Raw genomic sequence first — 12,519 nt, forward strand, 5'->3', positions numbered from 1 at the left:
CACTCAATAAGGTAGAGCCATGTCCTTCTCTGTAGCGGTGGCCGGAGCATCCGGCTACGCAGGAGGCGAGCTGCTTCGGCTGCTCGCCGACCACCCCGACTTCGACGTCAGGACGGTGACTGCGCACGCGAACGCCGGTCAACCGCTCGGCGACCACCAGCCACACCTCCGCTCGCTCCGGCACCTCGTCCTCGAGGCGACGACGCCGGAGGTGCTGGCGGGACACGACGTCGTCTTTCTCGCCCTGCCGCACGGCAAGTCGGGTGAGGTGACGGCATCGCTTCCACCGGAGACCCTCGTCGTCGACTGCGGAGCCGACCACCGGCTCGTCGACGAAGCCGACTGGGACGCGTTCTACGGCGGCGACTACTTCGGCGCCTGGGCCTACGGCGTGCCGGAGCTCCAGACGTCCACCGGTCGGGGGCGCGACGCTCTCGCCGGCGCCAAGCGGATCGCCGCTCCCGGATGCAACGCCAGCACGGTCGCCCTATCCCTCGCGCCCGGCATCGCCGCGGGGGTGATCGAGCCGCTCGACCTCGTCTCCGTGCTCGCGGTCGGGCCGTCCGGTGCGGGGAAGAGCCTGAAGGTCAACCTGCTCGCGAGCGAGGTGCTCGGCACGGCCAACCCCTACGCCGTCGGCGGTACCCACCGGCACATCCCCGAGATCACGCAGAGCCTCCGGGCGGCCGGTGCCGATCGCGCCTCCATCTCGTTCACCCCGGTCATCGTCCCGATGTCGCGCGGCATCCTGGCCACCTCGACGGCACGCATCGTCCCGGGCACCACGGCGGCAGCCGTCCGCGAAGCCTGGGAGACGGCCTACGCCGACGAACCGTTCGTCCAGGTGCTGCCGGAGGGCTCGTTCCCACGGACGGCCGACGTCCTCGGCGCCAACACCGCGTTGATCGGACTCGCCGTCGACGAGACGGTGGGACGGGTCGTCGTCGTGACCGCCGTCGACAACCTCGTGAAGGGGACCGCCGGCGCGGCGATCCAATCGGCGAACATCGCGCTCGGGCTCCCCGAGACGACCGGCTTGAGTGTGAATGGAGTGGCACCGTGAGTGTGACAGCAGCAGCAGGATTCCTCGCGGCGGGCGTCGCCTGCGGCCTCAAGACCTCCGGGGGCCTCGACCTCGCGGTGGTCCACAACGTCGGTCCGCTGCAGCACGCGGCGACGGTGTTCACGAGCAACCGGTGCAAGGCCAACCCGATCCTCTGGAGCGAGCAGGTCATGCAGGACGGCATCGTCTCGGCGATCGTCCTGAACTCCGGCGGCGCGAACTGCTACACGGGGACGCGCGGTTTCCAGACGACGCACGCGACCGCGGAGGCCGTCGCCGAGCGACTCGCGGTCTCGGCCGGCGACGTCCTCGTCTGCTCCACGGGGCTCATCGGCGAACAGCTCGACCTCGACAAGTTGACCGCAGGCGTGTGGGACGCCACCCGCGCGGTCGCCGGCCAGGACGGTGCGAGCGAAGCGGCCGGGCTCGCCGCGGCGACCGCCATCATGACGACCGACACGAAGCCGAAACAGGCCGTGCGGAGCGCGGACGGATGGACCGTCGGTGGCATGGCGAAGGGCGCGGGCATGCTCGCCCCCGGGCTCGCGACGATGCTCGTCGTCATCACGACCGACGCCGTGCTCGAGCCGTCCCAGCTCGATCAGGCGCTCCGCAGCGCGACCCGCGTCACCTTCGACCGCCTCGACTCCGACGGCTGCATGTCCACGAACGACACGGTGTCGCTCCTCGCCTCCGGGTCGAGCGGCGTCACCCCGGAGCTGTCCGCCTTCACCGAGGCGCTGACGGAGGTCTGTCGCGACCTCACCCTGCAGTTGCAGGCCGATGCCGAGGGCGCGGCCCACGACGTCGCGATCGAGGTCGTCGGCGCGGTGTCCGAGGACGACGCGGTCGAGGTCGCCCGCGCGGTCTCCCGCAGCAACCTCTTCAAGGCGGCCATCTTCGGCAACGACCCGAACTGGGGCCGGGTGCTCGCGGCCGTCGGGACCACGGGCGCAGAGTTCGACCCGTACGGGATCGACGTGGCCATGAACGGCGTCCAGGTGTGCACGGCCGGCGAGCCGGATCAGTCGCGCGACCTCGTCGACCTCTCACCGCGCGCAGTGCACGTGCTCATCGACCTCCATGCCGGTGACACGGGAGCCACCATCTGGACGAACGACCTCACGCACGACTACGTGCACGAGAACAGCGCCTACGCGAGCTGATGATGACCCAGTACCGAGACAATTCTCCCGAGGAGGCGGCGATCAAGGCCGCCACCCTCATCGAGTCCCTTCCCTGGTTGAAGACCTTCCGCGACCAGACGATCGTCGTGAAGTTCGGTGGCAACGCGATGGTGAGCGACGAGCTCGCGCAGGCGTTCGCCGAGGACATGGTCTACCTGCGTTACGCGGGGCTGAAGCCCGTCGTCGTGCACGGTGGTGGCCCGCAGATCTCCGCGATGCTCGACCGGCTCGACATCCACAGCGAGTTCCGCGCCGGGTACCGGGTCACGACGCCCGAGGCCATGGAGGTCGTCCGCATGGTCCTCACTGGCCAGGTCAACCCCGAGCTCGTGGGGCGGATCAACGAACACGGCCCGCTCGCCGCAGGACTGTCCGGCGAGGACGCGGGCCTGTTCGGCGGACGTCGTCGCTCGATCGTCGTCGACGGCGAGACCGTGGACATCGGGCTCGTCGGCGACGTCGTCAGCGTCGACCCCACCTCGGTGCAGGCCTACCTCGACGCCGGCAACATCCCGGTGGTCTCCTCGATCGCCCCCGACCTCGACCAGCCCGGCCAGACGCTCAACGTGAACGCCGATGCGGCCGCCGCGGCGCTCGCCGTCGCACTCGGTGCCGCCAAGCTCGTCATCCTGACCGATGTCGCCGGGCTGTACAGCGACTGGCCCGACCGCGACTCGCTCGTCTCGCAGATCACGACGAGTGAACTCCAAGCCATGCTGCCCTCGCTCGAATCGGGCATGATCCCGAAGATGACCGCCTGCCTCGACGCCGTCGACGGCGGGGTCGCCAAGGCTGCCATCATCGACGGCCGCGTACCCCACTCCATCCTGCTCGAGGTGTTCACCCAGAACGGCTCAGGCACCGAGGTCGTCCCGGAGGACTCATGAGCGACTGGAAGAGCCGCGTCGACCGCGACATGATGCGCACGTTCAACACGCCGATCGCCATGCTGACGCGCGGTGAGGGATGCCATGTCTGGGACGCCGAGGGCAACCGCTACCTCGACTTCCTCGCGGGCATCGCGGTGAACGCACTGGGACATGCGCATCCGGCGTTCGTCGGTGCGATCACGCGACAGGCGGGCACGCTCGCGCACGTCTCCAACTACTTCTCGAGTCCGCCGCAGCTCGAGCTCGCGGCCCGACTCAAGCGTCTCGCCGGAGCGGACGAGGGCGGTCGGGTGTACTTCGCGAACTCCGGTGCCGAGGCGAACGAGGCGGCGTTCAAGCTCGCCCGACTCAACCACGGCGACGGATCGCGGACCCGCGTGCTCACCCTGGAGAACTCCTTCCACGGGCGGACCTTCGGCGCGCTGGCCCTAACCGGAAAGCCCGCGCTGCAGGAGGGGTTCCATCCGCTCCCGGGCGGCGTCGAGCACATCCCGACCACGATCGAGGCACTCGAGGCGGCGATCGACGACCGGGTCGCCGCGCTGATCATCGAACCGATCAAGGGCGAAGCCGGCGTCATCGACCTGCCGGAGGGCTACCTCGCCCGTGCCAGGGCACTCACCGAGGCACACGGCGTGCTGCTCATCATCGACGAGATCCAGACCGGGGCCGGTCGGACGGGGGAGTGGTTCGCGTTCCAGCGGGACGGCATCGTCCCGGACGCGATCACCGTCGCCAAGGGGATCGGCGGTGGCATGCCGATCGGCGCCCTGGTCACCTTCGGCGCCGCCTCCGAGCTGTTCGGACCCGGCCAGCACGGCAGCACGTTCGGCGGCAACCCGCTCGCGACCGCGACGGCGAACGCGGTGCTCGAGGAGATCGAGCGCGCCGGTCTCGTGCAGAACGCCGCCGCGCGTGGTGAGCAGTTGCGGGGCGTCATCACCGCCATCGGTTCCCCGCTCGTCGAGGAGGTCCGCGGACACGGGCTGCTCATCGGCATCGGCTTGAGCGCCCCGGTGGCGGCCGAGCTGTCTGCTGCTGCGTTCGACCGTGGGCTCATCATCAACGCCCCGAACGCGACGAGCATCCGGATCGCGCCGCCGCTCATCATCGGCGACGCAGAGATCGACGAGTTCACCTCCCTCTTCCGCGCGGCGCTCGACGCCGTCCAGGCCTGACCGGCCATCGACCCACACGAACAGGACCACCAGCCATGACCCGTCACTTCCTCCGCGACGACGACCTCAGCCCGGCCGAGCAGGCCGAGATCCTCGATCTCGCCACCGAGCTGAAGCGTGACCGCTGGTCTCGCAAGCCACTCGAAGGCCCTCAGACCGTCGCGGTCATCTTCGACAAGTCCTCGACGCGAACACGCGTCTCCTTCGCCGTGGGGATCGCCGACCTCGGCGGATCACCGCTCATCATCTCGACGGCCAACAGCCAGCTCGGCGGCAAGGAGACGGCCGCCGACACCGCCCGCGTCCTCGAACGTCAGGTCGCGGCGATCGTCTGGCGGACCTACGCCCAGTCCGGTCTCGAGGAGATCTCGGCCGGGACGACCGTGCCCGTCGTCAACGCGCTCTCCGACGACTTCCACCCGTGCCAGCTCCTCGCCGACCTCCTCACGATCCGCGAACACAAGGGCCGGCTCGCCGGTCTGACGATGTCGTTCTTCGGCGACGGAGCGAGCAACATGGCCCACTCCTACCTGTTGGCCGGCGCGACGGCGGGGATGCACGTCCGTATCGCCGCCCCGGCCGAGTTCGCCCCGGCTGCGGACGTCGTCGCCGACGCGGAGCGCATCGCCGCGACGACGGGCGGCTCCGTGCTCGTGACCACCGACCCCGACACTGCGGCGACGGATGCCGACGTGATGATCACCGACACCTGGGTGTCGATGGGCAAGGAGGACGAGAAGGCGCAACGCGTCGCCATCTTCGGCGGCTACCGGGTCGACCGCAGGCTCATGGGGCTCGCAGCGTCCGACGCCGTCTTCATGCACTGCCTGCCCGCCGACCGCGGCTTCGAGGTCGAGGCCGAGGTCATCGACGGGGCGCAGAGCATCATCTGGGACGAGGCGGAGAACCGCCTCCACGCGCAGAAGGCCCTGCTCGTGTGGCTGCTCGAGCAGCAGCACGCCGGTTCTGCGGCCTGACCCTTCCCCGGCTGCGGCCGACCGACCAGTCCGGAGCACTCCGGACGCCAGCAGTACAGGAGGCCCATCGTGGCAGATCAGCAGAATCGAGCAGGCGAATCCGGGGCCCTCTGGGGTGGACGCTTCGCGAGCGGCCCGTCACCGGAACTCGCCCGTCTGAGCAGGTCCACGCAGTTCGACTGGGTCCTCGCCGCATACGACATCGCGGGTTCCCGTGCCCATGCCAAAGCGCTCGCGTCGGCGGGGTACCTCGACGAGGACGAGCTCGGTGGGATGCTCGCCGCCCTCGACGTCCTGGACGCCGACGTGGCCGACGGGACGTTCGTCGCGGCGGAGAGCGATGAGGACGTCCACTCGGCGCTGGAACGCGGGCTCGTCGAACGGGCCGGCAAGGAACTCGGTGGGAAGCTGCGTGCCGGTCGGAGCCGGAACGACCAGATCGCGACGCTCGTGCGCCTCTACCTCATCGATCACGGACGGGTGATCGCCCGCGACGTCATCCACCTGATCGACGCCATCGTCTCCCAGGCCGAAGCACACCCGGACGCGGTGATGCCCGGCCGCACGCACCTGCAGCACGCCCAGCCGGTGCTGCTCGCCCACCAGCTGCTCGCGCACGCCTGGCCGCTCACCCGCGACCTGGAACGGCTCCGCGACTGGCTCGCCCGGGCGAGCGCATCGCCCTACGGTTCCGGAGCGCTCGCCGGGAGCTCCCTCGGGCTCGACCCGGTGCTCGTCGCGCACGAACTCGGGCTCGACCGGCCGACGGAGAACTCGATCGACGCCACCGCCAGCCGCGACGTGGTCGCCGAGTTCGCGTTCATCACCTCGCTCATCGGGATCAACCTGTCCCGGTTCGCCGAGGAGATCATCGTCTGGAACACCCGCGAGTTCGGGTTCGTGACCCTCGACGACGCCTACTCGACCGGCTCGAGCATCATGCCGCAGAAGAAGAACCCCGACATCGCCGAACTCGCCCGCGGCAAGTCCGGGCGACTCATCGGGAACCTGACCGGGTTGCTGGCGACGCTGAAGGCGCTGCCGCTCGCGTACAACCGCGACCTGCAGGAGGACAAGGAGCCGGTGTTCGACTCCGTGAACCAGCTCGAGGTGTTGCTCCCGGCGTTCACCGGGATGGTGGCGACGCTCCGCTTCGACACGGCACGGCTGCGCGAGCTCGCACCGGAGGGGTTCTCCCTCGCGACGGACGTCGCGGAGTGGCTCGTCAAGCAGGGTGTCGCCTTCCGCGACGCGCACGAGATCAGCGGCGAGCTCGTGCGGTACTGCGAGGAGCGCGGCCTTGCACTCGACGAACCGGACGACGCCGCACTGGCTGGTGTCTCGGAACATCTCACCCCGGCCGTGCGGAGCGTCCTGACCGTCGACGGCTCGATCGGCAGCCGACTCGGCGCCGGTGGGACTGCGCCGGAGCGGGTCCAGGACCAGCTCGTGACACTCGTCGGGCGGGTTGGCGCGCTGTCACAGGCCCTCTCGCTCTAGACGGGGCGGGGTCCGATGACGACGGCCGGTCCGCTGCGGGCGCTGACCTCGGGATCGGCCCTCGAGGTCGCGCCCGCGCTGCTCGGAGCGGTGCTGTCCCACACGACGCCCGAGGGCACCGTGTCGGTCCGTCTCACCGAGGTCGAGGCCTATCTCGGGGTCGGCGAGGATCCCGGATCCCATGCGCACCGTGGTCCGACCCCGCGCACGAGTCCGATGTTCGGTCCGCCCGGGCATCTGTACGCCTACTTCAGCTACGGCATGCACGTGTGCGTCAACGTCGTGTGCTCACCCGTCGGCACGGCGTCGGCCGTCCTCCTGCGTGCCGGCGAGGTCGTCGCGGGCCTGGAGCTCGCGCGGCTGCGACGCGGTGAACGGGTGCCGGATCGCGACCTGGCCAGAGGACCGGCGCGGCTCACCGTGGCGCTCGGGATCGCGCTCGACCAGTCGGGTGACGACCTCGCCGAGCCGCCCTTCGATCTGCTGCTGCCCGAGCGCCCGCTCGCCTCGGCGGCCGGTCCGCGGACGGGCGTCAGCGGGGTCGGTGGGGGAGCCGCCTACCCGTGGCGGTTCGTGCTGCCGGGGGAGACGACCGTCTCGCCCTACCGCCGCTCGCCCAGGGCCGTGGACTGATCCGCCGACTCAGCCTCGCGCGAGCAGCAGGATCGACGCCACCCCGGCAGCCCAGAGGAGGCTGGCGAGCGAGCCGATGATGAACCGCTCGCGCGCCTCGGCCGAGTCGAGTTCGGTGAGGCGTCCGACACCCTTCACCGCGACGATGACCGCGATCGCCTCCGGATAGCCGGAGAACAACGCGGCGACGAGGGCAAGCCGTTCGAGGATCCCGATCGCGGTCCCGCCGCGCAGCACTTCGATCGGACGTCCGACGACCTGCGAGGCGCTCGGGTTCCGGCGCTCCACGAGGATGCCGCCGTGGATTCCGGGGGCGACGCTGCCCTTCGTCGCGAGGGTGAGGACGAAGGAGGCGACCGGACCACCGCCGGCGACCGCGACGGCCAGGACGAAGACGCCGAGGAGCACGAGTGCAGGACCGGTCGGCGGGACCGAGGGGACGAGCGCGATCAGGATGGCCCCGACCACCATGAGGGCCGCCGCCACGACCATGAGACGATCCGCGAGACGCGCGCTCAGCATCCGGGCCAGCAGGAGGAAGACGAGCGCGCTTCCCAGGAGGCCGATGACGGTCGGCCAGGTGATGGGCGTGAGCGTGACGAGGTTCATCGCTCGTCCTTTCGGTCGTCGGGGTGGTGCACGGAGGCGTCCTGGTCGAGCTTCGCCAGGAGGCGGACGAGCGCGGTGGTCGCCGCGGCTTCGGCTCGGACGCCGGCGGCCGCGACCCGGCGACTGACCGAACTCTCGGTGATGCCGAGTCGTAACGCTGCCTCGGACTGGGTCGCGCCGGCCGCGAGCAGGTCGGCGACCTCCCATCCGCCGTCGGTCCTCCGGTCGCGGAGGTGGAGGAGGAGCACGATGAGCGCTTCGACATCGGCGCCGCCCTGCTGGTCGGCCGCCTCGAGCGCGAACCGGAAGGGCGCCCGCTTGGCCCGCGTGACAGCCTCCCTCGCAGCGTAGAAGGCCTGACCGGTCGCGGCTCGGGTCGACTCGGGGAGCGGACGCCGGACGTCGCCTTGTCCGATGCCCACGCTCCAGCCGCGATCCCGGAGGAGGTCGAAGGCGATGGCGAGCGCGATCCCGGCATCATCGGTGGCGAGCTGGAACTCGTCGCCCGCCGTGCGTTCGGCCTGCAGGAGCAGGTGGTCCGGGAACCGGTCGTTGATCGACTCGATGACACCGGCGGCGCGATCGGGGCCGGTCCGGCTCGCGATCTGATCGACGGTCAGGACGTACACGGCTCTCCTCTCGGCGGTGGGTCGGCTCGATCACCCTAGTCGCAACGTGCAGGTATTTCCACAACTCCGAGGAATGAGAGGAATTCCTGCACATCACGATCGCCGCGATCGCGCCGGTGCCGATGCACCCGATCCAGCCGCCGATCCTGCGCTGATAGCCTTGCAAGCGTGTCGAACCTCGCTCTTCCTGACCAGCGCAACGATCCGACCTTCGAGGACGTCTGGGACGAACTCGTCTGGCGCGGACTCGTCCATGTGTCGACGGATCAGCAGGAGCTGAAGCGCCTGCTCGGTGGAGCGCCGATCACCTACTACTGCGGGTTCGACCCGACTGCTGCGAGCCTCCACCTGGGCAATCTGGTCCAGCTGCTCGTCATGCGTCGGCTGCAGCTGGCCGGACACCGCCCGCTCGGGCTCGTCGGCGGTTCGACCGGCCTTATCGGCGACCCACGTCCGACCGCCGAGCGCACACTGAACACGCCGGACACCGTCGCCGAGTGGGTGCAGTCCCTCCGCGCGCAGATCGAACGCTTCCTCAGCTTCGAGGGCGACAACGCCGCGCGCATGGTCAACAACCTCGATTGGACCGCACCGCTCTCGGCGATCGACTTCCTGCGGGAGATCGGCAAGCACTACCGCGTCGGCACGATGCTGAAGAAGGACGCGGTCAGTGCCCGCCTCAACTCTGAGGCGGGGATCAGCTACACCGAGTTCAGTTACCAGATCCTCCAGGGGATGGACTACCTCGAGCTGTACCGCGAATACGGCTGCGTCCTGCAGACCGGCGGGAGCGACCAGTGGGGCAACCTCACGAGCGGCACCGACCTCATCCACCGGGTCGAGCGGGCGACCGTCCACGCGATCGGGACCCCGCTGATCACGAACTCGGACGGCACGAAGTTCGGGAAGAGCGAAGGCAACGCGGTCTGGCTCGACCCGAGCATGACGAGCCCGTACGCGTTCTACCAGTTCTGGGTCAACACCGACGATGCGGACGTCATCGCCCGGCTGAAGGTGTTCACGTTCCTCGATCGGGTGGAGATCGAGCGACTGGCGGCCGCGACCGAGTCGGAACCGTTCAAGCGGGAGGCGCAGAAGACCCTCGCCTACGCCGTCACCGCGCTCGTCCACGGGGTCGCCGCGACGGATGCGGCCATCGCCGCGTCGGCCGCGCTCTTCGGTCAGGGCGATCTGGACGCACTCGACGCGGACACGCTGCGGTCGGCCGTCACCGAGTTGCCGAACGCGCGGGTGGCCGAGGACACGCTCGTCATCCAGGCGCTCGTCGACACGGAGCTGTGTTCGAGCCTCGGTGAGGCTCGACGCGCGGTCGCCCAGGGAGGCGTCTCGGTGAACAACCGCAAGATCGACGACGTCGACGCGACCCTGGACGACCGGTTCCTGACGGGCGGGGTGGCCGTGCTGCGCCGCGGCAAGCGCACCCTCGCCGGGCTGTTCCTCGACGGAGCGCCCGCCTGATCCGCCGACGACGGCATCGTCGTCGTCATCGAACCTGAAGGGGATGCTCCGAGTGCAGCTCTGCGAGGCGTGCGGGACCGAGATCGTCGACCGTCGCGACGGTGTGTGCCCGAGTTGTGGGGCCATGCTGCCGCTGCGCACGGGCGAGCTGTCGACCGTGCAGACGCCGGCCGAGGCCGAGGCGGCGGCCGAGCCGGAGCCGGAGGACGAATCCGAGTCGGAGTCGACGGACGACCGGCCCACGCCGACCGATGACGGCGACCTCGTCGAGACCGATGCACCCCACGTCGAGACCGGTGCCCCAGCAGCGGAAGCCGATCGACCGCCATCGCCGGACGTCGACACGGTCGAGCCCACGAACCCCGGTACCGCGACGTCGATCGCGCCGAGCGCGGTGCCGACACCGGTCCCGGATCCCGAATCCACCAACCCGGCGCCGACGCAGGCGTCGACTCCGCACCCGGCGACAGCCGCTGCGGACGAGCCGGCTTCGGCAAGCTCCGCAGGGGAGGCACCTGGGGAACCGGCCGCGCCCCGTGCTCTCTGGCACCCCGATTCGCTGCCCAGCACGGTCAAGCGGACCCCCTCTCGACGCCGATGGTTCATCCTCGGCGGATTCGCACTCGCCGTGGTCGCTGCGATCGTCGCGGTCGTGCTCATCGTGGTCGCGGCCGTTCCCCACCGCGTCGAGGGGCTCGCGCTCCTCCGCGACCTCCCGACGAAGCCGACCGTCGGAACGTGGGAACTCGCGCATCCGCTGGATGGCGAGGTGCCCGCGGGCGACGAGCTCTACCTCAACGGGTACACCGCGAGCCCCAACACCGCGCTGCTCGTGTGGTCGACCGACCGGCCACTGGATCAGACGACCCTCGACGACGCTCCGGGCGAGACGGTGGTCTCCCTGGTGAACACGGCGAACGGCCACACGCTCTGGGACCGTCGCGTCACCGAGCTCTCGCGGGAGTTCGACCGGTTCGACGCACCGGTGGTCGTCTCCCCGCCGGATGCGGCCGCGATCGTGCTGAGTCAGGGCGACCTCATGGTCGCCGTGAGCCGTCGCGACGGGCACGTGGTGTCCACCTCGCAGGAGCACTCGAGTGTCGAGGGGATCGGCTTCGCCGACTTCGCTGCACCGGCGGCGTTCGTCCCGGGTCTCGAGGGTGACCTGCTCATCTCGTCGACCACGGCCGACGGCACCGGGACGGTCGGCCGCTATCGGTCGACGGACCTGACCGACCCGGTCTGGGAGGTCAGCGGTGACGCCGGCGAGCGGGCGACCACCGCAGGCGACAAGCTCTTCTACGACGGGGCGGTCTACTCGCTCGACGACGGATCGACCATCGACTGGCAGGGCGACCTCTCCTGGTACTACCAGCAGGTGGGCGGCGATCTCGTCGCGATCGACTACTCCGGCAACGACACCACGATCCGCGGGGTGGACGACCGCACCGGCGCCGAGCGCTGGAAGGCGACCGGGGCACTGCCGGTGGTGCTCGACGCGAGCGGACTGTTGGTCGTCGCCGACCAATCGGGGGAGCGGGTCCGCCGCCTCGACCCGCGATCCGGCGAGGTCGAGTGGCGCAGCGGACTGACGAGCACCTGGGACGGCGCCTACACCGTGGGCGACACGATCATGCTCGGTGACGGCGACGGCGGATACACCGGGGTCGGCGCTCGAGACGGTGAGATCCGATACGAGGAGCGGGACGCCGAGGGCAGCCTCGTCGGATACAGCGACCGGACCCTCCTGCTGACGCTCGACGACACGCTCGTCGGCATCGACGCGACCACGGGCGAGCGCAGTTGGTCGGTCGACTCCGCCGGAGACGAGTACTCGTTCACCGCCTGGGGCGGAAGCCCGCTCGCCGTCGCGACGGTCGTCGCGGCCGGTTCCGACTCAGCGGCCGTCCTCGGCATCGGTGACGCCGATCGGGACTGAAGCGCGTGGATCCGGGCGACACGCCCGGGATGCAGCGAGGATTTGCCAGCCCCTGGCGGTCTGCGTAAAGTAATCACTCGTCACCCCAAAGGTGCGGGAAGCGGAAGAGCTTCCCGGCCTCAAGTGGGACTGATACCCAGCCAAAAGTCGAGCATCTCCACGTGAGTCAAACTCACACTTGAGATCGTCTCACTTCAAGACTAGGTTGGAACTTCCCAGCTCTCGGGTCATCGAAGCGGTGAGGATCAAGCGAACTCCGGTCCGCTCAGATCAGCTCCTGATTCGACTTGACAAGAACCGAAGAAGTGGTAAGTTAGAGAAGTTGCCCTGCAGGGCGGTCGTGATGGCCAAAGGCAGGAGCATCCGATCCTTGAGAACTCAACAGCGTGCACAATGTCAAATGCCAAAAACCTCGTGCAATTGATGCCTTCCTTT

At 69.6% G+C, this 12,519-nt stretch carries 11 protein-coding genes; 9 read left to right on the forward strand and 2 right to left on the reverse strand.

The window, feature by feature from the left end:
- The first annotated feature begins 19 nt into the window (after nt 1–19).
- The 7 genes from argC (at nt 20) to HOW07_RS16520 (ending at nt 7,428) form a co-directional block, all read left to right on the forward strand.
- Nucleotides 20–1,063, forward strand: coding sequence for an N-acetyl-gamma-glutamyl-phosphate reductase (argC, locus tag HOW07_RS16490; RefSeq protein ID WP_175117849.1), 1,044 nt, complete (start codon nt 20–22; stop codon nt 1,061–1,063).
- Entirely contained in the window at nt 1,060–2,229 is a 1,170-nt protein-coding gene (argJ, locus tag HOW07_RS16495; protein WP_175117850.1) for a bifunctional glutamate N-acetyltransferase/amino-acid acetyltransferase ArgJ, read from the forward strand. The genes argC and argJ overlap by 4 nt, the downstream gene beginning before the upstream one ends.
- Before the next feature lie 2 nt (nt 2,230–2,231).
- The gene (gene argB, locus HOW07_RS16500) at nt 2,232–3,137 is read left to right on the forward strand and encodes an acetylglutamate kinase (protein WP_175117851.1); all 906 of its coding nucleotides are present in this window, start codon (nt 2,232–2,234) and stop codon (nt 3,135–3,137) included.
- The gene (locus HOW07_RS16505) at nt 3,134–4,318 is read left to right on the forward strand and encodes an acetylornithine transaminase (RefSeq protein ID WP_175117852.1); all 1,185 of its coding nucleotides are present in this window, start codon (nt 3,134–3,136) and stop codon (nt 4,316–4,318) included. Before argB ends, HOW07_RS16505 begins: the two co-directional genes overlap by 4 nt.
- Before the next feature lie 35 nt (nt 4,319–4,353).
- Nucleotides 4,354–5,295, forward strand: a complete 942-nt coding sequence (argF, locus tag HOW07_RS16510; RefSeq protein ID WP_121291728.1) for an ornithine carbamoyltransferase — start codon at nt 4,354–4,356, stop codon at nt 5,293–5,295.
- 69 nt (nt 5,296–5,364) lie between these two features.
- Nucleotides 5,365–6,795 carry an argininosuccinate lyase gene (argH, locus tag HOW07_RS16515; protein WP_175117853.1) on the forward strand — a complete coding sequence of 477 codons (1,431 nt, stop codon included), beginning with the start codon at nt 5,365–5,367 and terminating at the stop codon, nt 6,793–6,795.
- A 15-nt stretch (nt 6,796–6,810) separates the two neighbouring features.
- Nucleotides 6,811–7,428 carry a DNA-3-methyladenine glycosylase gene (locus HOW07_RS16520; RefSeq protein WP_175117854.1) on the forward strand — a complete coding sequence of 206 codons (618 nt, stop codon included), beginning with the start codon at nt 6,811–6,813 and terminating at the stop codon, nt 7,426–7,428.
- Between the two features lie 9 nt (nt 7,429–7,437).
- Here the strand turns inward: HOW07_RS16520 and HOW07_RS16525 are convergent, their stop codons facing one another.
- Nucleotides 7,438–8,037: a hypothetical protein gene (locus HOW07_RS16525; protein ID WP_071262286.1), complete on the reverse strand. Its 600-nt coding sequence runs from the start codon at nt 8,035–8,037 to the stop codon at nt 7,438–7,440.
- The gene (locus tag HOW07_RS16530) at nt 8,034–8,666 is read right to left on the reverse strand and encodes a DNA-binding protein (RefSeq protein WP_175117855.1); all 633 of its coding nucleotides are present in this window, start codon (nt 8,664–8,666) and stop codon (nt 8,034–8,036) included. Before HOW07_RS16530 ends, HOW07_RS16525 begins: the two co-directional genes overlap by 4 nt.
- Nucleotides 8,667–8,834: 168 nt before the next feature.
- Here HOW07_RS16530 and tyrS point away from each other — a divergent pair, with 168 nt between their 5' ends.
- Both tyrS and HOW07_RS16540 read left to right on the forward strand, forming a co-directional pair.
- On the forward strand, nt 8,835–10,145 hold the full coding sequence (gene tyrS / locus HOW07_RS16535) for a tyrosine--tRNA ligase (protein ID WP_175117856.1): 1,311 nt from the start codon (nt 8,835–8,837) through the stop codon (nt 10,143–10,145).
- Nucleotides 10,146–10,188: 43 nt separating this feature from the next.
- Nucleotides 10,189–12,084 carry a PQQ-binding-like beta-propeller repeat protein gene (locus HOW07_RS16540; protein WP_175117857.1) on the forward strand — a complete coding sequence of 632 codons (1,896 nt, stop codon included), beginning with the start codon at nt 10,189–10,191 and terminating at the stop codon, nt 12,082–12,084.
- The last annotated feature ends 435 nt before the right edge of the window (nt 12,085–12,519 follow it).

This window comes from Plantibacter sp. MCCC 1A11337 (assembly GCF_013349365.1).
GTDB classification, from domain to species: domain Bacteria; phylum Actinomycetota; class Actinomycetes; order Actinomycetales; family Microbacteriaceae; genus Plantibacter; species Plantibacter flavus_A.

Bases quoted from the DNA above. Each gene is read 5' to 3' on its own strand.
- HOW07_RS16520 (WP_175117854.1), top strand. From the start codon at position 6,811: ATGACGACGGCCGGTCCGCTGCGGGCGCTGACCTCGGGATCGGCCCTC.
- argF (WP_121291728.1), top strand. From the start codon at position 4,354: ATGACCCGTCACTTCCTCCGCGACGACGACCTCAGCCCGGCCGAGCAG.
- argC (WP_175117849.1), top strand. From the start codon at position 20: ATGTCCTTCTCTGTAGCGGTGGCCGGAGCATCCGGCTACGCAGGAGGC.
- argB (WP_175117851.1), top strand. From the start codon at position 2,232: ATGACCCAGTACCGAGACAATTCTCCCGAGGAGGCGGCGATCAAGGCC.
- HOW07_RS16525 (WP_071262286.1), bottom strand. From the start codon at position 8,037: ATGAACCTCGTCACGCTCACGCCCATCACCTGGCCGACCGTCATCGGC.
- HOW07_RS16540 (WP_175117857.1), top strand. From the start codon at position 10,189: ATGCTCCGAGTGCAGCTCTGCGAGGCGTGCGGGACCGAGATCGTCGAC.
- HOW07_RS16505 (WP_175117852.1), top strand. From the start codon at position 3,134: ATGAGCGACTGGAAGAGCCGCGTCGACCGCGACATGATGCGCACGTTC.